Annotated in this window: 15 protein-coding genes; 8 read left to right on the plus strand and 7 right to left on the minus strand. The window is 60.7% G+C overall.

Going from position 1 to position 21,009, the window contains the following annotated elements:
• Nucleotides 1-20: 20 nt before the first annotated feature.
• On the plus strand, nucleotides 21-827 hold the full coding sequence (locus GOB94_RS01910; RefSeq protein ID WP_182277258.1) for a TIGR00282 family metallophosphoesterase: 807 nt from the start codon (nucleotides 21-23) through the stop codon (nucleotides 825-827).
• Between the two features lie 49 nt (nucleotides 828-876).
• Here the strand turns inward: GOB94_RS01910 and GOB94_RS01915 are convergent, their stop codons facing one another.
• The gene (locus GOB94_RS01915) at nucleotides 877-1,641 is read right to left on the minus strand and encodes a ribonuclease T2 (RefSeq protein WP_182277259.1); all 765 of its coding nucleotides are present in this window, start codon (nucleotides 1,639-1,641) and stop codon (nucleotides 877-879) included.
• A gap of 79 nt (nucleotides 1,642-1,720) precedes the next feature.
• Between GOB94_RS01915 and GOB94_RS01920 the strand changes: the two genes are divergently transcribed.
• The 7 genes from GOB94_RS01920 (at nucleotide 1,721) to GOB94_RS01950 (ending at nucleotide 12,368) form a co-directional block, all read left to right on the plus strand.
• On the plus strand, nucleotides 1,721-5,005 hold the full coding sequence (locus GOB94_RS01920) for a glycoside hydrolase (protein WP_182277260.1): 3,285 nt from the start codon (nucleotides 1,721-1,723) through the stop codon (nucleotides 5,003-5,005).
• A complete protein-coding gene (locus tag GOB94_RS01925) occupies nucleotides 4,990-6,462 on the plus strand; it encodes an FAD-linked oxidase C-terminal domain-containing protein (RefSeq protein ID WP_255484158.1) in 1,473 nt (490 codons plus the stop codon). The genes GOB94_RS01920 and GOB94_RS01925 overlap by 16 nt, the downstream gene beginning before the upstream one ends.
• 3 nt (nucleotides 6,463-6,465) lie before the next feature.
• Nucleotides 6,466-7,674, plus strand: a complete 1,209-nt coding sequence (locus tag GOB94_RS01930; RefSeq protein WP_182277261.1) for an FAD-binding oxidoreductase — start codon at nucleotides 6,466-6,468, stop codon at nucleotides 7,672-7,674.
• Nucleotides 7,674-9,011, plus strand: a complete 1,338-nt coding sequence (locus GOB94_RS01935; protein ID WP_255484159.1) for a heterodisulfide reductase-related iron-sulfur binding cluster — start codon at nucleotides 7,674-7,676, stop codon at nucleotides 9,009-9,011. The genes GOB94_RS01930 and GOB94_RS01935 overlap by 1 nt, the downstream gene beginning before the upstream one ends.
• An 11-nt stretch (nucleotides 9,012-9,022) precedes the next feature.
• Nucleotides 9,023-9,787 carry a fumarylacetoacetate hydrolase family protein gene (locus tag GOB94_RS01940; protein ID WP_182277262.1) on the plus strand — a complete coding sequence of 255 codons (765 nt, stop codon included), beginning with the start codon at nucleotides 9,023-9,025 and terminating at the stop codon, nucleotides 9,785-9,787.
• A gap of 51 nt (nucleotides 9,788-9,838) precedes the next feature.
• Nucleotides 9,839-11,449 (plus strand): malate synthase A, encoded by a 1,611-nt coding sequence (gene aceB / locus GOB94_RS01945; RefSeq protein ID WP_182277263.1) that lies wholly within the window; start codon nucleotides 9,839-9,841, stop codon nucleotides 11,447-11,449.
• 181 nt (nucleotides 11,450-11,630) lie between these two features.
• Nucleotides 11,631-12,368, plus strand: coding sequence for an XRE family transcriptional regulator (locus GOB94_RS01950; protein WP_182277264.1), 738 nt, complete (start codon nucleotides 11,631-11,633; stop codon nucleotides 12,366-12,368).
• Between the two features lie 100 nt (nucleotides 12,369-12,468).
• Here the strand turns inward: GOB94_RS01950 and GOB94_RS01955 are convergent, their stop codons facing one another.
• The 6 genes from GOB94_RS01955 to GOB94_RS01980 all read right to left on the minus strand — a co-directional run bounded on the left by GOB94_RS01955 (nucleotide 12,469) and on the right by GOB94_RS01980 (nucleotide 20,875).
• Nucleotides 12,469-13,827, minus strand: coding sequence for an aminotransferase class III-fold pyridoxal phosphate-dependent enzyme (locus GOB94_RS01955; protein ID WP_182277265.1), 1,359 nt, complete (start codon nucleotides 13,825-13,827; stop codon nucleotides 12,469-12,471).
• Between the two features lie 3 nt (nucleotides 13,828-13,830).
• Nucleotides 13,831-15,360 carry an NCS1 family nucleobase:cation symporter-1 gene (locus GOB94_RS01960; protein WP_255484160.1) on the minus strand — a complete coding sequence of 510 codons (1,530 nt, stop codon included), beginning with the start codon at nucleotides 15,358-15,360 and terminating at the stop codon, nucleotides 13,831-13,833.
• Entirely contained in the window at nucleotides 15,357-16,781 is a 1,425-nt protein-coding gene (hydA, locus tag GOB94_RS01965) for a dihydropyrimidinase (protein WP_182277266.1), read from the minus strand. Before hydA ends, GOB94_RS01960 begins: the two co-directional genes overlap by 4 nt.
• Before the next feature lie 9 nt (nucleotides 16,782-16,790).
• Nucleotides 16,791-18,167, minus strand: coding sequence for an NAD-dependent dihydropyrimidine dehydrogenase subunit PreA (preA, locus tag GOB94_RS01970; protein WP_255484161.1), 1,377 nt, complete (start codon nucleotides 18,165-18,167; stop codon nucleotides 16,791-16,793).
• A 25-nt stretch (nucleotides 18,168-18,192) separates the two neighbouring features.
• The gene (locus GOB94_RS01975; protein WP_182277268.1) at nucleotides 18,193-19,536 is read right to left on the minus strand and encodes an NAD(P)-dependent oxidoreductase; all 1,344 of its coding nucleotides are present in this window, start codon (nucleotides 19,534-19,536) and stop codon (nucleotides 18,193-18,195) included.
• 103 nt (nucleotides 19,537-19,639) lie between these two features.
• A complete protein-coding gene (locus tag GOB94_RS01980; RefSeq protein WP_182277269.1) occupies nucleotides 19,640-20,875 on the minus strand; it encodes a Zn-dependent hydrolase in 1,236 nt (411 codons plus the stop codon).
• Nucleotides 20,876-21,009: the final 134 nt, after the last annotated feature.

Genomic DNA, 21,009 nt, shown 5'->3' on the forward strand with positions numbered 1-21,009 from the left:
GAGCGCGATAGAATCGTCAGGTGAATATTCTTTTTGTTGGCGATGTTTTTGGGTCGCCGGGGCGGCATATCGTCCGCGAACATCTACCGCACGTCGTGGAGTCGAACGACGTGGACTTGCTTATCATCAATGGCGAAAACGCCGCGGGGGGCTTTGGGATTACGCCGTCGATTGCCGAAGACCTGTTTGATTTGGGCGCGCAGGTGATCACCACGGGCAACCACATCTGGGACAAGAAAGAGATCTTCGAGTACATGACGGTGCCTGCCAATAGCCATGAACGCGGGCGGCGCGTGTTGCGGCCGGCGAACTACGCGGTGGGGACTCCGGGGTTTGGTGTGTATGAGGGCGCGCTGCCGAACGGCACAAAGTATGCCGTGATGAATCTGCAGGGGCGTGTGTTCATGTCGAGCTGCGATGACCCGTTTCGCAAGGCGGATGAGCTGCTGGATGGGATCGCGCGCAACACGGGTGCGAAGGTGATTCTGCTGGATGTGCATGGCGAGGCTTCGAGCGAGAAGGTCGCGCTGGGGTGGTATCTGGATGGGCGCGTGACGGCGGTGCTGGGCACGCATACGCATATTCCGACAGCCGACGAGCGTGTGCTGCCGGGCGGCACGGCGTACCAGACGGATGTGGGCATGAGCGGCCCGTACGACTCAGTGATTGGCGTGGAGACGGAGCTAGTGCTGAAGCGGTTTTTGACCGGGATGCCGGGCAAGTTCGAGGCCGCAAAGGGCAATCCGAAGATGTGCGCGACGCTGATTGGCTGCGATGGCGGCACGGGGAGAGCGCACTCGGTGCAGCGGATTATGCTGGGCGAGTAAACCCACGTCTCAGAGGCGAGACGTGGGGCACCCGCGTGGTTGCTAATTCTTAATTCCTGGACGCTCCGGGTGGCGTGACCTTGACGACATTGGCGCGGCAAGTGCGGACGCTGCTGCAGCTGGTGGCGTTCAGGTTCTTATCGAGGCAGACCTCGACGGCGGTGAGGAAGTTGTTGCCGCAGCTGAGCGCCATGTCTGTTGTGGGGACGTTGGGGTTCGACTGAGCAAAGTCCGTGAGAATGGCGCCGGGTGTGAGGGAGATTTGCTGGCTCACGCTGGCGAGCTGCTGCGGGATGTGGACGGAGCGGAAGGCGCGGCGCGCGAGCTGGAAGTAGGGGTCGGGTGCGAGGCCGGAGCAGGTACCGTGGGTCTGCCACTCGTGCGCGAGGAGGCCGGCGTCGGGGAAGATGTCGCTGTACTGCGAGGGGTTGGCGGGGCCGGGGGCATCGGAACAATGTTCGGGGTAGGAGCCGTCGGTGTTCTGCGGCCAGAGGCCGTGCAGGACGAACGCGGGATGCGCCGCGCACTCGGCTGCGGTGGGGTGCGAGTAGCAGAACTCGGGCGACCAGGAGAGCGTGAGGAGATAGAAGTCGAAGGCGCCGGGGGTGTCGTTGGCCTGCTGGCTGTTGCGGCGATGGTCGCGGGACTCGCGGCGAGAGCTTTGCGCGTAGGGCTGGGGCGCGCGGCTCTGCTGCGTATAGCTTTGCGTGGTCTGCGGGGCGGAACCGGTGGGCGCGTTGCAGGCGGTGAGAACCAGGGCAGCGAAGCAGAGTGTTGTGGCTGTGAATAGCGTGTTGGATGTAAATCTCGGCATGATGTGTGACCTCCTGCGCAAGGTCATCGTACACGCATGGTGTTCTGTGGGTGTGGCGCTGCGATAGACTCGTTTCGCTATGGAATCTTTTTCACGCCGTACCTTTCTACAGAGTGCTGCCGCTGCTACTGCAGCGATGCAGGTCGTTCCGCGTCTGCATGCTGAGCCCGCTGATACGGCTGTTCCCTACCCTGAAAACGGCACCCTGGTGCCGGATGAAGGCTGGCGGCTTTGGATCGATGAGAAGGCCGAGTGGCAGAACGATGAGATCTATCTGCCCGAGGAGATCAGCTGGGTAGACGGCAAGCTGTGCGGCAAGGGACAGCCGCTGCCAGAGCATGAGCCGACCGGCGGATGGGGTTCGCTGAAGAAAGAGAACGGGCTTGAGGTGACGCTGCCAACGACGGTGGAGCAGCACTACTGGGGCAAGTATGGCACTGGCGCTGATGGCAGGCCGAGGCCGTATACGCCGGAGGAGTATCGGTATGGCGCGACGACTCCGCCGAAGCCACCGGCGGATGATAATGTGCCGCAGAATGGGGCGTACTTCGGCGTGTCTTGGTGGGGGCAGGAGATTGAGATTCCGGCGGAGATGCGGGGCAAGCGGATCTTTCTGCATGTTCGTGGGGCGAGGCTGCGGGCTGAGGTGTATTTGAACCGGAAGCTGGTTGGGTACTCGATTATGGAGGAGCTGCCGTTTGAGTGTGACCTGACGAGTGCCGCAGACCCCGGTGGTTTCAACCTGATTGCGATTCGGATTACGAATCCGTTTGGGCGTTTTGACTGGGTGGATGGCTCGAATGCGAAGTGGGGCAAGCTGGCGCTGTATCGCTCTCATGGCTTTGCGGGACTGGACCGTGGGATGACGGTGAGTGCGCATGGCGATGTACGCATCGCGGACGCATGGGTATTGAATACGCCAGACGTCACGAAGATCCAAGCCTTCGTTTCTATCGAAACGACTCCTCATAATGCCGCTTTGCCGATTACTTACCAGATCATCGATCCGGCTTCCGGCTCAATCCTTACCAAGCGGACAGTGTTTCAGGACGTTCAACTGAACAGCGGAGCGCCATCACACTTCAGAATGCCGGTGCATCCAACGCCGCTTCAACTCGAAGCTGCGGAACTCTGGGACGTCTCCGCACCGAGGCTCTACCATCTGCGCATCAACGTCCCTGGCGATACGCGCACCATTGCGTTTGGCTTTCGGTGGTTTGGGCCGACAGGGATTGGGTCGGATGCGATGTTCCGGCTGAATGGGCGGCGGATTCGGGTGTACAGCGCGATCTCGTGGGGGTACTGGGGGTTGAATGGGCTGTTCCCTGTTCCTGAGCTTGCGGAGAAAGAAGTTGTGGCCGCGAAGGCGCTGGGGTTGAACTGCCTGAACTTTCATCGCAACCTGGCGAAGGAAGAAGTACTGCGCAAGCAGGATGAGTTGGGGCTGCTGCGCTACATGGAGCCGGGTGCCGGCAAGCTCGCGATTGGCAAGCTGCCGGCGAGCGTGAAGACCAGTGCGGAGGTTAGCGGGCCTGACATTGTGATGGACAAGCCGGTGAGTGAGGCCGATAAGTTTGCGCAGCGGTTCATGTTTGTGAAGTGCGTGGAGATGGTGAAGGCGTATCGGTCGCATCCGAGTGTGATTGAGTACTGCCTGCAGAATGAGATTGGCGCGGACCTGAAGAATCCGGACACGCTCGCGGTGTTGAAGGCGATGCACGATGAAGACCCTTCGCGCTGCGTGGTGCTGAACGATGGATTTGTAGCACCTCCACGGAAGGCGGCGCAGGCGTGGTATGAGCCTTGGTCGGACGATCTGAAAGAAGGCAAGCTGCATCGCAGCGATGAAGAGGCCTGGGGCGACTGGTGGAACCAGCACCAGGGCGCGGGCGATCAGTGGTATGACCACTTCTATAAATCGCCGACGGAGTTTACCTATCGCGCTCCGTCCAAGGATGTGATTACCGAGTTTGGCGAGATGGAAGGCTGCGCGCGGCCAGACGATCATCCGCTGATGGTGCACCAGATCACGGGGACGTATAAGAAGTACGGCGGCGCGAGCTATGACCTGAAGGACCACGAGGAGATCATCGCGGGCTATGAGCAGTTCATCGCGAAGTGGGGATTTCGCAAGGCATTTCCGACGGCGGAGAGTTTGTTTCTGGCGCTGGGACGGACGGAGTACGAGTCGTGGATGAACTACATGGAAAACGCGCGGCTGAGCGATGAGCTGGACTTCGCGGTGATCTCTGGGTGGGAGTCGACGGCGATTGAGAACCACTCGGGGATTGTGGACAACCTGCGGAACTTCAAGAGCGATCCGAAGCTGATTGCAGGGTCGCTGCTGCCGGTGCGGCCGATTGCGAAGCTGCGTGCGCTGTGCGTGACGCAAGGTGAGAGCGCTGTGTTTGATCTGTTTCTTGCGAACGATACGCCACAGCCTGCTACGGGGACGCTGACGTTTTCGATGATTACTCCGAGCGGGAAGAAGCGTGAGCTGATTACCGTGCCTGCTCCGGAGCATGTAGTCGATCAGTTCACTTACCTGCTAAAGGAAGGGTTCGAGACGCCGAAGCTGGTGGAGGAAGGGCTGTACCGGTTCAAGTTCGCAATCTCCTCAGCGCCGTTGAACACGCAGACGAAGGAGATTTGGGTTACGGGTGTATCGGTCAATAATTCTGTTGCAGGATCGCCGTGGCAAGTCGCCGTATCCGGCATATCACCGGGACTCCGGAAAGAACTCAGTCAGCTGGGTCCGCAGTTCGACGTCCACGAGTTCGAGAAAGGAAAGCCTGCTCAACTCATCATCACCTCGGGCATGACGGCGCACACTTCGGCGACGCAGTCTGTTGGTGAGACGACGGGTACTGAGGCGAACCCGATCAATGCCGTGCAGACGAGCACGGAGCTTGGGCATATTGATCCGGCGATTCTGGATGCGGTTCGTGCGGGGATGCCGCTGCTTTGCATCGCGCAGGCGGACTCGCTGTCGGATGGGATTGCGAAGCAGCTAAGTGAGGCAGGTGCGTTTGCATATCGTGGCAACGTGGGAGATTTCCGCGCGCCATGGATGGGCAACTGGTACTTTGTGCGCGAGCATCCGCTGTTCGATGGGATGCCTGTGAACCAGGCGATGGGTGGGTTTTATCAGACGCCGGGGCGGCAGTCGAACGGGCTGCTGGTAGAGGGCGAGAATGTGGAGATCGTCGTGGGGTACTCGCGCGACCACGACCGACGGGTGGGCGCGGGCACGTTTACGACGAAGCTCGGCAACGGCAAGGTCGTCTATCATCGCGTACCGCCAATGCATCCGGTGATGCAGGCAAGGTTCCTTGCGAACGCGATACGATGGCTAACAGCGTGATGAATGCGACGATACTTGCGGAGTTGAAGAGTGCGGTGGGCGAGCAGGGGCTGATCGTCGACCGCAACCAGGTGCAGACGTATGAGTGCGACGGGCTGACGAACTTTCGCACGACGCCTGCTGCGGTGGTGTTGCCGCGTACGACTGCCGAGGTGCAGGCTGTGGTGCGCGTGTGCGCGAGACATGCGATTCCGTTTGTGGCGCGCGGCGCGGGCACTGGTCTGAGCGGTGGCGCTTTGCCTGCCGAGGGGTGCGTGGTGATTGGGATGGCGCGGATGAACCGTGTGCTCGCGGTCGATCTAGAGAATGCGCGCATCACGGTTGAGCCTGGTGTGACGAACACGCAGGTGACGGAGCGAGTACGCGCAGCGGGATATTTCTATGCGCCTGACCCTTCGTCGCAGACGGTGTGCACGATTGGCGGCAACCTTGCGGAAAATGCGGGTGGTGCCCACTGTTTGAAGTATGGGTTTACGGTGACGCATGTGCTGGGCTGCGAGGTCGTGCTGCCAAACGGTGAGGTGCGCTGGTTTGGATCGGAGCATGGCGTTGTGGATGCTTTGGGGTACGATCTGCCGGGAGTGTTCATTGGCAGCGAGGGGACGCTGGGAGTTGCGACGAAGGCTGTGCTGAAGATTGTGCGACGGCCGGAGGCGGTGCAGACACTGCTTGCGGCGTTTTCGACAGTGACCGATGCGGCACAGACGGTGTCCGACATGATTGCCGCGGGGATGCTACCTGCGGCGATCGAGATGATGGACAGGCTTTCGATTACAGCAGCGGAGGCGGCTGTTCATGCGGGATACCCGATGTGTGAGGCGCTGCTGCTGGTGGAGCTCGATGGACCGCGGGCTGAAGTGGATGCTCAGATAGACGAAGTGCGTGCGCTGTGTGCGAAGAACAACGCGTGGGAGCAGCGGCTGGCACAGACAGATGCAGAGCGCGTACTGGTTTGGAAAGGGCGCAAGGCCGCGTTCGCGGCGATGGGCAGGATCGCGTCGCACTACATTGTGCAGGACGGGGTGATTCCTCGGACGGCGCTGCCCAAGGTGCTCGCAAAGATGCAGGAGATGAGCGACGAGACCGGGTTGCGGATCGCGAATGTGTTTCATGCGGGCGATGGGAATCTGCATCCGATGGTGTTGTATGACGCTACGGTGCCGGGCGAAGAAGACCGCGCGCTGATTTTGAGCTATGACATTCTGCGGCTGTGTGTGGACGCGGGTGGATCGATCACCGGCGAGCATGGTGTGGGCCGCGAGAAGCAGTGCGTGATGAGCTATATGTTTCATGAGCCGGACCTGGCGACGATGCAGCGTGTGCGGCATGCGTTCGACCCGCAGAACATCAGCAATCCGGAGAAGGTGTTTCCGACGCCGCGGCTTTGCGGTGAGCGCAGGCATGGCGCGTACGCTCCGCATCCGGTGGAAGCGGCGGGAATTGCGGAGGTCTTTTAGGCAATGCAGCAGTGGAATGAGATCGTGGGCGCCGAAGCGGTGCGCGAAGAGAACGGCGTCACCGTGCTTGCGCCTGCCAATGAAGAGCAGGTGGCTGCGGTGTTGCAGCGCTGCTCGCAGGAGGGACTGAGCGTTACGGCGACAGGAGGCGGCACGAAACTGAACTGGGGCAACGCTGTGGATGCGAAGGTGCGGCTGGAGACAGCGCAATTGACCGGCGTGCGCGAGCACTCCTGGCAGGACCTTACGGCTACAGTGGGCGCAGGTACCACGTGGGCGGAGTTGCAGCGAGAGCTCTCGAAGCATGGGCAGCGTGTGGCGCTTGATCCACTGTTTGCAGAGCGTGCTACTGTTGGCGGCGTGTTGAGCGCGAATGATTGCGGCCTGCTGCGCATGCGCTATGGCGGACTACGAGATCTGGTGATCGGGATGACGATTGTGCTGGCGGATGGCACCATCGCTCGCACGGGTGGCAAGGTGGTGAAGAATGTCGCCGGTTATGATCTGCCAAAGTTGCTGACGGGATCGTTTGGGACGCTCGGCGTCATCACGGAGGCGACGTTCCGCTTGCATCCGCTGCAGAAGCATACGGCGAGCTTTACGGTGCGGTCGGGCGATGTTGCTCCACTGGCTGATTTGATGCATGCGCTGGCGACGGCAGGCATGAGCCTGGAGGCAATGCAGCTGCGCAATGAGCCGGATGCGTTCGTGCTGGATGTGCAGTTTGCCGCAGTGCTGGAGGCGCTCGCCGATCATGAGCAGCGCCTGCGAACGCTTGCGGGCACGCTGCCTGTGCAGAGTTGCGAGGGCGATATGTACTCGGCGCGTGATTCGCTGTTTGCGATCGAGGGTGCGACTGTGCTGAAGCTAACCACGCTGCCGACCAAGCTGGCCGCGCTGGTGGCGGGCTTCGCGCAGCTTGCAGCTATGGGAGCTGCGGCTGTTGCGGTTGCTGATCCTGCAGGAGTCGTTACGGTTGCGGTTACGGCGCAGGCGGAGGGATTAATAAACATTGTCGAAGACCTGCGTGCGCGGCTGGCGGGTGTTGGCGGCAGCGTGGTGGTGCTGCAACGTGGCGCGCTGCCGCTGGATGTGGATCCGTGGAACGATGCAGCACATCTGCCACCGGCGCTGGATGTGGTGCGCGCGATCAAGCAGGAGTTCGATCCGGCGAGACTGCTGAATCCGGGCCGGTTTGTGGGAGGGCTGTAGTGAACGAGACGCTGGTGAAGATCGAAGCGCAGCCCGTTGTCTCTCTGCCTGCGCCGTTGCTGGATAAGTGCGTTCACTGCGGATTCTGCCTGCCTGCATGCCCGACATACGTGCTGTGGGGCGATGAGATGGACTCGCCGCGCGGACGGATCTGGATGATGCGCAAGTCGACGAATGGTGAAGCGGCGGCGGACCTGCATCTGCAGACACACATCGACAACTGCCTTGGCTGCATGTCGTGCATGACGGCGTGCCCCAGCGGCGTAGAGTACAACAAACTGATTGAATCCACCCGCGCGCAGGTGGAGGAGCATCTTTCGCGGCCTTTCACTGAGCGGCTGTTTCGCGGGATGCTGTTTGCGACGTTCCCGCATCCGACACGTCTGAAGCTGCTGGGCCTGCCGATTGCGCTGTACCAGCGAAGCGGACTGCAGGCGCTCGTGCGCAAGACTGGTTTGCTGAAGCTGCTGCCCAAACGGCTGCAGGCAATGGAAGCGCTGCTGCCTGTTGTACCTCTGAATCCGTTCCGCAAGCTGCATGTGGCCGTGAACACTGGAGCTGCGCGCGGGCGTGTCGGGATGCTGACGGGATGCGTGCAGGATGCGTACTTTGGCCATGTGAATGAGGCGACGGTGCGCGTTCTCGCTGCCGTCGGCTATGAAGTCGTGGTGCCGAAGTCGCAGGGATGCTGCGGTGCGCTGATGGTGCACAGCGGGCTGGAGCATGAGGCGAAGGCTTATGCGAAGCGGATGATTGCGAGCTTTGAAGAGGCCGATGTGGAGACGGTCGTCATCAACGCAGCGGGCTGTGGCAGCACGATGAAGGAGTATGGATACCTGTTGCGTGACGATGCGAAGTGGGCTGCTCGTGCTGCTGCGTTTTCAGCACGGTGCAGAGATGTGAGCGAGGTGTTGGCTGAGACGCCAATCAAGGCGCCGCTTGCAGCGCTGCCGTTGCGAGCCGCGTATCACGATGCCTGCCATCTGCGTCATGCGCAGGGTGTTCATGCGGAACCGCGAGCGGTGCTGGCGCAGATACCTTCGCTTGAGGTCGCGGAGATGGAGGAGGCGAACCTTTGCTGCGGATCGGCAGGCGTGTACAACCTGCTGCATCCTGAGACGGCAGACGAGCTTGGCGACCGCAAGGTGCAACATCTGCTGGCAACCGACGCGCAGGCGCTTGTGAGCGCAAACCCCGGATGCCTGCTGCAACTGCAGGCCAGCTTGAGGCGCAATGGACATGCTGCGCTGCCGACATTCCACATGGTGGAGCTGCTGGATGCGTCGCTGCGTGGTGTGAGCGCCGAGAGTTTATTGAAGAGCAGTACCCAACGTTGAAGGAGAGAGTGATGACAGGACAACGCGAGAGCGTGCTGATGGAGACGATTGAAACGCTGCTGGCGGCGCGCAAGGGCGAACCGATTGCAGACCTGCCCGCGGAGCTGGTGCCTGCGGAGATAGGCGAAGTCTATTTCGTGCAGGATGCGATTGCCGAGGCGTACGGAGATATCGGTGGATGGAAGATCGGGGCGCCGACACCAGAGGCCACACCGCTCTTTGCGCCGATGCCTTTGGTGTGGATGGCCCACTCCGGCAATGAGCTGACGGGGCCGCACTGGCGCTATCGCGGGCTTGAGGCGGAGATTGCGTTTCTCGTCGGTGAAGACCTGCCGCCGCGGGCAACGCCGTACACGCGCGAAGAGGCGCTTGCAGCGATGGCGTCCTGCCATCCGGCGATTGAAGTGCTGGAGTCGGCGTTCATCGATCCGATGGTGGTGACGAAGTTCTCGGCGCTCGCCGATCTGCAGATGCACGGAGGATTCGTCCCCGGTCCGGCGGTCGAAGGCTGGCAGACGATCGACTTTAACGCTGAGACAGTAACGCTTTCTGTCGATGGTGTGGTCCGCGTGGAACGCACGGGGTCGAACACGTCAGGTGATCTGCTGAAACTGATTCCGTGGCTGGCGAATGAAGGTGCAGCGCGTACCGGCGGCCTGCGCAAGGGGCAGTGGATCACCACAGGCTCATGGACAGGCTATACACCGGCCAGCGTAAACGCGCGCGTCGATGTGGAGTTCACGCATGCAGGACATGTTGGGCTGCGGTTCGCTTAGGCAGAGCGGCCGGAGTGATTTTCAACTCCGGCTGCCGTACCATGGAGATGTATGAACGACCTACTTTCCGGCGTGATGCTGCACGCCCCGCTCGCTCCCAAACACGCCGCTATTCTTTCGCCCGAGAGCCTAGCCTTTGCTGTTGCGCTGCAGCGCGAGTTCAACCCGCGCCGCAAAGAGTTGCTGGCTGCGCGCGTGGCGCGTCAAAAGCGGCTGGATGCAGGGGAGCGTCCGGACTTTCTGCCGGAGACCGTGCAGATTCGCGAGAGTGAGTGGACCGTTGCTCCGCTGCCCAAGGACTTGCTTGATCGGCGCGTGGAGATCACCGGGCCAGTGGACCGCAAAATGATCATCAACGCGCTGAACTCAGGCGCGAAGGTGTTCATGGCGGACTTCGAGGACTCGACGACACCGACGTGGGAGAACGTGCTGGAGGGGCAGCAGAACCTGTTCGATGCGGTCCGGCGCACGATCACCTATGACGATCCGGCGACGGGCAAGCACTATGAACTGAAGCCCGAGCCCGCTGTGCTGTTTATCCGCGCGCGCGGCTGGCACCTGGAAGAGCGGCATGTGCTCGTCGACGGCGAGCCGATGTCCGGTTCAATCTTCGACTTTGCGCTTTACTTTTTTCACAATGCAAAGGAGCTGCTGGCGCGTGGGTCCGGGCCATACTTCTATCTGCCGAAGATGGAGTCGCACCTGGAGGCGCGGCTGTGGAACTCGATCTTTGTGCGCGCACAGGAGCTGCTCGACGTGCCGCAGGGCAGCATCAAGGCAACGGTGCTGATCGAGACGATCCTCGCGACGTTTGAGATGGACGAGATCCTGTGGGAGCTGCGCGAGCACTCGGCCGGGCTGAACTGTGGGCGCTGGGATTACATCTTCAGCTTCATCAAGAAGCTTGCCGGCGATGAGACGATGCTGTTGCCGGACCGCGGGCAGGTGACGATGACGACGCATTTTATGCGGTCATACTCGAAGCTGGCGATCAAGACGTGCCATCGCCGCAACGTTTCGGCGATGGGTGGTATGAGTGCACTGATTCCGATCAAGAGCGATCCGGCCGCAAATGAAAAGGCCATCGCCGGAGTGCGCGCTGACAAGGAGCGCGAGGCCACCGATGGACACGATGGCACATGGGTCGCACACCCTGGCTTAGTGCCGGTGGCGATGGAAGTCTTCGACCGCATTATGCCGCAACCAAACCAGATCGCGAAGCAGCTCACCGACTATCATTGCACTGCCGCCGATCTGCTGGAGGTGCCAACGGGCACGATCACCGAGGCAGGAGTGAAGCAGAACGTCGCCGTCGGACTCGGTTATCTCGAGGCGTGGCTGCGGGGCATTGGCTGCGTGCCGCTCTTCAACCTGATGGAGGACGCGGCAACAGCGGAGATCAGCCGCGCGCAGTTGTGGCAATGGGTGCATCACCATGCGGTGCTCCAGGACGGACGCGCTGTGACGACTGAGCTTGTGGCTGCTGCGATTGATGAGGAGCTGGCGAGAGTGAAGGGCAGCGTCGATGCCGCGCGCTTTGCAGCCTATGAGCAAGCGGCACAGCTGACGCATGAGCTGATCGTCGCACCAAAGTTTCCGGACTTCCTGACGCTGCCTGCGTATGATCGTGTGCTGGCGGCTGAAGACGCGAACCAGGTCTGACGCTCGAAAAACACCTCTCTTGTTCGTCCTGCAGCGCATAGGGGGCAATTTCTCTGTCTATCACACTGCATATTCCACAATCTTTTTGACACAGACCCCAAAATCCCCTTCCCGTCGTTCAACTTTCGGCATCTCATCAACAGACAGTTTGATGATAGAGAAACGAGATGGGGTGTCTGCCATGGTCAAAGCTTCTGTCGCTGCGCGCACGATCGATTCCCCGTTCCCGGTCGCGTTGGAGATGGCGGAAGGTGTGAGCGCGGGTCATGCTTCCGTCGACCCGATGTCCGCGGAGAACCTGCTGACCTCATCCCGATTGGGTGAACGCATCAAGAGGCTGCGGCTGAAACGGTCCATGGGACTGGTGGAGCTGGGCCGCAAGGCCGGGCTGTCGGCTAGTTTCCTTTCGCAGCTGGAGACTGGCCGTGTGGTGCCAACGCTTCGCAACCTGGCGCGCATCTCGCTGGTCTTCGGCAAAGACCTCTCTTACTTCTTCGACTCCAACGATCCGAACTCGCAACGTGTATTTCGCATCCAGCGCAAGAAGGACCGCGTGCGGCTGCCCGTGGGTACGCCCAATCCCGACTACATCGCGGAGAGCTTTGGCATCCTGGTGCCTGAAGGCGGACTGCGTCCCTGCATGGCCGAGTTTCTGGCGGGCGAGGAGCACCAACCGTTCCACCCTCATATGTATCCCGGCGTGGAGATGGTGTATGTGCTGAGCGGCCAGCTTGAGGTGACGCGACGTGGCGAGCCGCACACCCTGGAGGCGCGCGACGTGCTCTACATCTCCGGCGAGACGCAGCGCACCTATCGTGCTGCGGGTAAGAAGTCTGCGCAGGCGCTCATCATCAGCTTCGACGCGGAGAACGGCGAGTTGCGACGCACGCGACGCAAGATCAGCGGCAACGAAGCGTAAAGAGCTTCCGCGGTTCCCGCTGCTATCGAGTTGCGCCCCTTCAGTGATTGAAGGGGACCGCGATGTCCGCAAATAACCAGTTCCCCACGGTCATCCGGGGCTAACTCGCCTGTTCGTCGGCGATGTGGAGGTATCGATCGAGCGTGTCGATACCGCGTTCAATCTCTTCCTTCTCGATAATCAACGGCGGCGCGATGACGAAGTGCGAGACCCACGCCTGCATGATGACGCCTTCAGCGAGCATCTTGCCTGCGATCTGATCGACGAGCAATGGCTTGCCCGAGATCTTGTCCGAGTAGGTATTGAAAGGCTCCTTGGTCTCCCGGTTCTTGACGAGGTCCACCGCCCAGAAGAGGCCTTTACCACGCACATCGCCAACGGATTTGTGCTTCGCCTTGAGCGCCTGCAACTTCTCTGCTACGAACGGCTCTAGTGAGCGCGCGCGTTCGACGAGGTTGAGCCGCTTCATCTCGTTGATTGTTGCGACCGCTGGTCCGAGTGTCATTGGGTGCGCCTCATACGTGTGGCCATGCGCGAAGTAGTGGTCCTGGAAGAAGTCACCGATCTTCTCGCTCGTGGCACACAAACCAAGCGGCACATAGGCGCTGGTGATGCCCTTGGCGGTGGTGAGGATGTCGGGTGTGACGCCCCATAGGTCCATCGCAAACCACTCACCCGCGCGACCCCAACCGCTCATCACCTCGTCGGCGATAAGCAGCACGCCGGTCTCGTCGCACACATTGCGCAGCTTCGGCATGTACTCTGCCGGCGGTACGATCACGCCGTTGGTGCCGACGATCGGTTCAACGAGCACTGCCGCCACATCGCTCTCGTTGCGGATCATGTGTTCGAGGTAGTCCACGCACGCGATACCGCACTGCGGGTAGGTGTGCTTGATCGGACACTTGTAGCAGTGCACCTCCGGCCCAAAGATGATGCCAGGCCCTTTGCCGCGCGGCTCCATCGCCCAGCGCCGCGGGTCGCCGGTCGCGGCGATGCTGCCGGCGGTCGAGCCGTGGTAGCTGCGATAGCGCGCAATCACCTTCGTCTTGCCTGTATACATGCGTGCGATCTTGAAGGCCGCTTCGTTTGCGTCGGTTCCACTGGTGGTGAAGAAGAACTTGTTCAGGCCCTTTGGAAGGACCTCCAGCAGCAGCTTGGAGAGCTCTGCACGCGTGGTCGTCGCATAACCGGGCATCGCATACGCCAGCTCTTCAGCTTGCTTCGCAATCGATGCGACCACTGCCGCGTTCTTGTGGCCGAGGTTCATGCACATCAGTTGCGAGGAGAAGTCGAGATACTTCTTGCCGTTTGCATCGGTAATGTAGCAGCCCTCCGCATCGACGATGTGCAGCGGGTTCCAGCCCTTTTGAAAACGCCATGTGCCATAGTTCGTGTCGCGTATGATCTGGACGACCTGTTCGCTGGTAAGAGTGGGGGCGGTGATTTCGTTACTCATCACTTATCTTTCTCCTGCGTAGGGGTGCAGGTGTGTTGCGGTCTCAAGCGAGAGGTGGTGGCGGAGCATCAGCAGGTAATAGATGGCCCCGGAAAGGAAGAAGCCAACGAACCATGCGTAGTCGTAAAGCGTGGCGAGCAGAGGCACCAACGGGTGTCCCCATATGAGGAGCCCCTGCCCGATATGCGCGGCCGTCATCAGCTTCCCCGTCAACGCGAGGAGCACACCGCAGACGAGGGCGATGACGGCGGCAGGATTGACGCCTCGTGTGTACTCATAGATGCCGCCTCGGCGGTACAGCGAGTAGATGTCGAGCCGCGTGTTGCGAATGAGAAAGTAGTCGCAGACCATGATGCCCGCCACAGGACCGAGCAGACCGGAGTAGCCGACGAGCCAGCCGGAGACGTAGTTACCGAACGTGGACATCCAGTACCACGGGCACATCAGCAGGCCGAGAAAACCGGTGATGAGGCCTGCACTGCGGAAACTGATGAGATGCGGTGCGAGGTTCGAGATGTCATTGGACGGCGAGACTACGTTGGCCGCGATGTTCACGTTGAGCGTGGATACCAGCAGTGCGACAAGCCCAAGGAAGGCCACGACAGGGTTATGAAACTGGCCGAGCAGTTCAACGGGGTTCCAGATGGCGTGACCGAAGACAACGGCCGAGGCCGAGGTCACGGCGATGCCGAGCGACGCGTAGAAGACCATTCCGATTGGAAGGCCGAGGGCCTGGCCAACAAGTTGCGACTCCTGGTTCTTCGCATAGCGCGTGAAGTCCGGAATGTTAAGCGAGAGCGTGGCCCAGTAGCCGACCATCGCTGTAAGCGACGGCACGAAGAACTTGAGGAAACTTCCAGTGGAGTGGAACTGGCTGGGTGCGGAGAAGACAGGGCCGAGGCCTCCAGCACGATGGAGCATGTAGACCAGCAGGGCGAGGCTCATGATAAGCATGAACGGCGCGGCGAAGCTCTGCAGAAAGCGGATGGACTCTACCCCGCGCCACACAACTGCCATGTTCAACAACCAAAAGCTGAGGAAGCAGAGCCATGTAACGACAGGCATATGCGCCGTGTGGGGCCACAGCACAGCAATCATCGCCGCGATGGCCTGGCCGCCGATCCAGCTTTGAATCCCGAACCAGCCACATGCAACAATCGCACGCAGGATGGCGGGAATGTTTGCGCCGACCGGCCCGAACGACGCACGCACGAAGACCGGGAACGGAATGCCATACTTCGCGCCGGCATGCGCATTCAACAGCATCGGCACCAGCACAATCAAGTTGCCGAGCAAAATGGTGAAGATGGCCTGCTTCCAGCTCATGCCGCCAGCGATGAGGCTCGCGGCGAGCATGTAGGTCGTCACCTCCATACACATCGAAAACCACAACGCGAAGTAGTTGTACATGGACCACGTGCGCTGCGCGGGCATCGTGGGCGCGAGATCGTCGTTATAGAGCCGCTCGTCGGGCGCGAGCGGGCCTGCGAGAATATCGCTGTCCATCACCACCCTGGGCTCAGGTGTGATCAAGCGAAGCCTCCTGCGTTGGTCTCACGGCGGACAAAACGTCCGCGTCCTGTCGCGCCAAGAAACTCTCCCGGTCGCGTCGTGTTATCGACGACAAGCTCGCCGCGCAAGAACACTTTCGCAGCGTTGCCCTTCACCGTCCAGCCTTCAAACATGTTGTAGTCGGTGGCCATGCGCTGTGTCGCAGCAGAGATGGTGTACTCGGCATTCGGGTCCCATAGAAGGACGTCGGCATCGAGGCCCGGAGTGATGCTTCCCTTCTGCTTTTCCATACCGAAGATGCGCGCAGGCGCCGTTGCCGCAAGCTCAACGAACTTCTCCGGCGTGATGCGGCCAGCGTTCACGCCGAAATGCCACAGGATCTGCAACCGGTTTTCGACGCCGGGACCACCATTGGGAATCTTGCGAAAGTCGTCTTTGCCCAGCGACTTTTGATCGGCGAAACGGAACGGGCAATGGTCCGTAGAGACCACAGACAGTGAACCGTCCGCGAGTGCCTGCCACAGTGGCTCCTGGTTCTTCTTCTCACGCAGCGGCGGCGTGAAGACAAACTTCGCCTCCTCCCAGCTCTTGCCCGGCATCTGGTCTTCGATGGAGAGCACGAGGTACTGCGTGCATGTCTCGGCAAGCGCCTTCGCACCGCGTCCTTGCATGAACTTGAGCGTCGCGAGTGCATCTTCATTCGAGAGATGCACGATATAGACGGCAGCGCCCGCCATATCTGCAAGCGCGATGGCACGGTGCGTTGCCTCGGCCTCAGCCTTCGGGCTTCGAGAGAGCGCATGGTAGTGCGGCGCGGTCTTGCCTTCCGCAATCATCTGCGAGACGACGATATCGATAGCGTTCCCGTTCTCCGCATGGATGCAGCACAGCGCCTTGAGTTCCGCGGCCTTCTGCATCACGCGGAACATGAGCCCGTCGTCGATCATCAATACGCCGGGATACGCCATGAAGAGCTTGAAGCTGGAGATACCTTCTGCGACCATCTCCTCCATCTCGCGGAGCCCGTGCGAGGTGTCACCGGTATGGTGCGGATCGAGATCGGTAACAGCCATGTGCAAAGAAAAATCGACGCAGGCCTTGCCGTTGGACTTCGCACGCCACGTATCGAAGGCCTCGCGCATGGTGTGTCCCTGCGACTGCAGTGCGAAGTCGATCAGCATCGTCGTGCCACCAACTGCCGTAGCCTGCGTGCCTGTTGTGTAGTCATCGGCGGAAACAGTACCACCGAAAGGCATGTCCAGATGCGTGTGTACATCGATGCCACCCGGCATCACAAGTAAACCCGTTGCATCGACGATCTCGTGCCCTTCGATTGAAAGCTCTTCACCAACGTTCGCGATGATCTCACCGGAGAGCAACACATCCGCGCGGCGCGACCCAGTGGCGGTAACGACGGTGCCGTTCTTGATCAGTGTTCCCATTCTGCGCTCCTACAGATTCGGATTTCCGGTAATAGCGTTCGCTTCAGCGGCTGCGCCCTTCGCGACGCGTTCTTCCCATGTCTCGGGCGGCAGGCCGGTATCGCGCTGCTGCATTGTGATGCACTCGGGCACAGGGCAAACCAGTGAGCAAAGATTGCAGCCGACACAATGCTCCTCGTCAACGCGCGGAATCCGCGCCAGCGGCGTTGCATAGGGACCGTGGCCGCCAGCACTGTGCGCGTCGAGCTTGGGAAGGGGCGTCATGCTGATCGTGCGGCTGCTGATTGCGGCGATCTGGGCCGGAGTGCGCGTGATGTCCGGCGACGGCAGTCCCCGGTCGAGATGAATGCACTGGTGTGCTCCATCCCAGCAGGCGGTGTAGCAGAGATCGCAGCCAATGCACTTCGTTTCTTCGATATGCGCGACGATCTTATAGTTCAGATTGAGCTGCTTCCATTCCAGCACATTCGGCAACGAGCGCCCGCGGAAGTCATCGAGCGACTGATACCCTTTGCGCCCCATCCATGCGAGCAGCCCGTCTGCCATGTCCTCCACGATACGGTAACCATAGTGCATCGCAGCCGTGCACACCTGCACAGTGCCCGCACCCAGCAGGATGAACTCAGCCGCGTCCTGCCACGTCGCCACACCGCCGATGCCTGACATCGGCAGCGCCGCCGTTGGATCGCTCATCACCTGCTGCACCATGTTCAGCGCAATCGGCTTCACGGCAGGGCCGCAATAGCCTCCGTGCGAGCTCTTGCCATCGACGTTGGGCCGCGGCTCCAGTGTGTCCAGATCAATGCCCGTGATGGAGTTGATCGTGTTGATCGCGGAGAGAGCGTCAGCGCCCCCGGCTTTCGCTGCACGCGCGGGAATACGGATATCGGAGATGTTAGGTGTGAGCTTCACGATCACCGGAGTACGCGCCTTCTCCTTTACCCATGCGGTAATCTGCTCGCAGTACTCGGGCACCTGCCCCACGGCGGAGCCCATGCCGCGCTCGCTCATCCCGTGCGGACAACCGAAGTTCAACTCGAGACCGTCGGCGCCAGCATCTTCCGTGCGCTGCACCATCTCATGCCACGCTTCGCGGCTAGACTCCACCATCAATGACGCGATGACAACATGCTTTGGATAGCGCTTCTTCACCTCGGCGATCTCACGAAGATTCACCTCAATCGGACGATCGGAGATGAGCTCGATATTGTTCAACCCCATCATGCGTTGGCCGTTCCAATCGATTGACGAGTAGCGCGAGCTGACGTTGGTGATCGGCTCACCGATCGTCTTCCACACAGCACCGCCCCAGCCCGCGTCAAACGCCCGCATGATCTGCTCGCCGCAGTTTGTCGGCGGTGCACTCGCGAGCCAGAACGGGTTCATGCAATGGATACCTGCAAAAGTAGTCTCAAGCGTTGGCATGGGCTACCTCCAGCCATGCAGCAATGCCAATGCCCGCGCGCTTGCCATCTGCCACCGCATCCACAACCTCGCGACCACCGTTCGTACAATCGCCACCAGCAAAGTACTTCGGGTTCGATGTCTTCCCGTTGACGCGGTTCACAACAATGCGACCCTTTTCAAGCTGAACCTTCCCATCGCGCAGGAAATCCGTGTGAGTGCCCTGCCCAATCGCCAGCACAACCAGATCTACTTCGAGCACACGTCCATCTTCGGCCTTTGGCACCAGCATCCCGTCTGTCAATTCTTCCAGCCTCGCCAATTGCAACGCCTCAATGCGGTCTGCTCCAACGATGCCTACAGGGGTTACATGAAAGTGAAAACGAACACCCTCCTGCTTTGCATGTTCATACTCGAACGCGAACGCTGACATCTGTTGCGGGCCGCGGCGGTAGATCATATGAACCTCCGCTGCGCCGAGACGCACAGCCGCATTCGCAGCGTCGATTGCCGTGTTTCCTCCACCAATCACAGCCACCTTCTCCGGCACCGAAGTGATCGTGCCGCTCTTGTAGCCCGCAATGAAATCCAGCGCGTTGGTCACTCCCTCGCGCTCCTCGTTTGCGAGCCCTAGCTTGTGAATTGCTCCCAGACCGACGCCAAGAAATACAGCGTCGAACTGCGCCTCAAGCGCGGCAAGCTTCTCCGCATCCACTGTAGCGTTGAAGTGAAATTCGACGCCCAGCTGGGCCAGCATATCGATCTCGCGCAGGCTCTCTGCAAGCGGCAGTTTGTACTCTGCAATGCCATACGTGTTCAGGCCACCCGGTAGCTCCCGCGCATCGAAGATCTCGGCCTGAATGCCTTGCCGCCGCAACTCCGCAGCGCAGGCGAGTGACGCCGGTCCGCCCCCGATCAATGCGACTTTCTTTCCCGTGTCCGCGCCAGGCGAAAAGGGCAACGGGGCGCCACTCGCATGCAATGCGTCCATTGCGAACCGTTGCAGACGGCCAATCTCAATCGGCCGCTCGTTGTTCCGGTGCATCACGCAGGACCCCTCGCACAGTACCTGTACCGGGCAGGCCCGCGCGCAACTTGCGCCCAGGATGTTCGCATCGAGGATCGTGCGCGCGGAGCCTTCGAGGTTCCCACTCGCAATCTTCTTGATAAACCTCGGCACGTCAATGTGCGTAGGACACGCCGCGGTACACGGCGCATCGAAGCAGTACAGGCAGCGGTGGGCTTCTATCACCGCAGAGGCAGGCGCAAGCGGCGGATGCAGATCGCCAAAGCGCGCTGCAATCTCGGGCGAACCCGGCGACCTCTCAAAAAATCCAACAGATGTACTCACGTGCGAGCAGCTCTCCTTCTTCCTCGAGCCCGGTAGTAAAAAAATGATTATCTACCATTCTCATCCTTTGCGGGTGAGCCAATGCCATTAAGGACGCGGATACTTAATGCTGAATCTGCGCGGCTGTCTTGTCCGCAAGCGACGTAAATGCGCGCACGGCCAGCTCAAGGTGATCGCACCGGGTATCTTCGGCGGCGTTGTGGCTCAGGCCGTTCAAGCTCTGCACAAACATCATCACCGTAGGAATCCCCGCGCGTGCGACCTCGGCGGCATCGTGCAATGGGCCACTGGGCAGCAGTTCCACCGTTCCAGTCGTCTCGACGATTGCCTCCCTGCAGAGTTCGACGAGTTTGGGATCAAAGGGTATAGGTTCGATCGACCATATCTTCGACCACTCCACCGTGCAGCGTTCTTCCGCTGCAAAGCGTTCACTCGCCGCGCGAGCTTCCGCAAGCATCGATGCAAGAATCGCGGCATCGAGGTCGCGCATGTCCAGCGTCGCCTCGCAACGTCCGACAACAGCGGTCACAATGCCAGGAAACGTCTTCACGCTCCCCATCGTCGCAACAGCCTGCGGATGCTTCATCGCAATCTGCCGTATCTCCAAGGCGAGCTTCGCTGCCGCAGCCAGCGCATCGCGCCGCACAGCCATCGGCGTCGAACCGGAGTGCGCCTCCTGCCCATGGAATGTGATCGCCCAGCGCTCCACGCCCTTGGTCCCCTGCACCACACCTAGCGGCTTGCCCTGCGCTTCAAGAATCGGTCCCTGCTCGATGTGCAGTTCGAGGTAGGCAGCAAGGTTCTTCTGCTCGCTTGCTGCGTCGCCAACGCGCTCGATATCTACCCCGCAGGCTGCCAGCGCAGCCTCCAGCGTCATGCCGTCGCGGTCTGTACGCTTGCGGTCGGCCTCGATCGTCGCATGGCCCGCAAACGCTGCGGAGCCAAGCAGGCTGCGTCCGAAACGTGCGCCTTCTTCGTCGGCCCAGTCCACCAGCTTGATCGTGATCGGCGGATGCCCCTCATACTTCTCCGCAAAGTGCTGCAGCACTTCAAGAGCGGCGAGCACACCAAGGCACCCATCCAACCAGCCGCCGTTCGGCACTGAGTCGAGATGGCTCCCTACCACCAGCGCCTTGTCGCTATCTCCATGCAGCGTCACCCAATGGTTGCCGGCAGCATCGTGGTGGTGCTTCACAGGCAGGCCTTCGAGCTTCTCTTCAAACCACGCACGCGCCTTCAACCAGGTCGGCGACCACGCAATGCGCTGCGCACCATTCGCATCGCCCGTGAGAGTTCGTAGTTCGTCAAGGTTCTTCAAAACACGTTGCGGATCGACCATGGTTTCTCCCTATGCACACCAGTATGACAAAGCGAGAGGGCTGCCTGCGATGGCAGCCCTCGTAGCGTTTGCAGAAACAGGCTATTTGCTGCCCGGCGGGATGACCCCATTCATGCGCAGATACTCCACCATCT

The sequence above is a fragment of the Granulicella sp. 5B5 genome (assembly GCF_014083945.1).
GTDB lineage: Bacteria > Acidobacteriota > Terriglobia > Terriglobales > Acidobacteriaceae > Granulicella.

Excerpts from the sequence above, each read along its gene's own strand:
- GOB94_RS01955 (WP_182277265.1), bottom strand. The coding sequence starts at position 13,827 with ATGAGTAACGAAATCACCGCCCCCACTCTTACCAGCGAACAGGTCGTC.
- GOB94_RS01950 (WP_182277264.1), top strand. The coding sequence starts at position 11,631 with ATGGTCAAAGCTTCTGTCGCTGCGCGCACGATCGATTCCCCGTTCCCG.
- GOB94_RS01925 (WP_255484158.1), top strand. The coding sequence starts at position 4,990 with ATGGCTAACAGCGTGATGAATGCGACGATACTTGCGGAGTTGAAGAGT.
- preA (WP_255484161.1), bottom strand. The coding sequence starts at position 18,167 with ATGAACCCGTTCTGGCTCGCGAGTGCACCGCCGACAAACTGCGGCGAG.
- aceB (WP_182277263.1), top strand. The coding sequence starts at position 9,839 with ATGAACGACCTACTTTCCGGCGTGATGCTGCACGCCCCGCTCGCTCCC.
- GOB94_RS01920 (WP_182277260.1), top strand. The coding sequence starts at position 1,721 with ATGGAATCTTTTTCACGCCGTACCTTTCTACAGAGTGCTGCCGCTGCT.
- GOB94_RS01980 (WP_182277269.1), bottom strand. The coding sequence starts at position 20,875 with ATGGTCGATCCGCAACGTGTTTTGAAGAACCTTGACGAACTACGAACT.
- GOB94_RS01915 (WP_182277259.1), bottom strand. The coding sequence starts at position 1,641 with ATGCCGAGATTTACATCCAACACGCTATTCACAGCCACAACACTCTGC.
- GOB94_RS01940 (WP_182277262.1), top strand. The coding sequence starts at position 9,023 with ATGACAGGACAACGCGAGAGCGTGCTGATGGAGACGATTGAAACGCTG.
- GOB94_RS01930 (WP_182277261.1), top strand. The coding sequence starts at position 6,466 with ATGCAGCAGTGGAATGAGATCGTGGGCGCCGAAGCGGTGCGCGAAGAG.
- hydA (WP_182277266.1), bottom strand. The coding sequence starts at position 16,781 with ATGGGAACACTGATCAAGAACGGCACCGTCGTTACCGCCACTGGGTCG.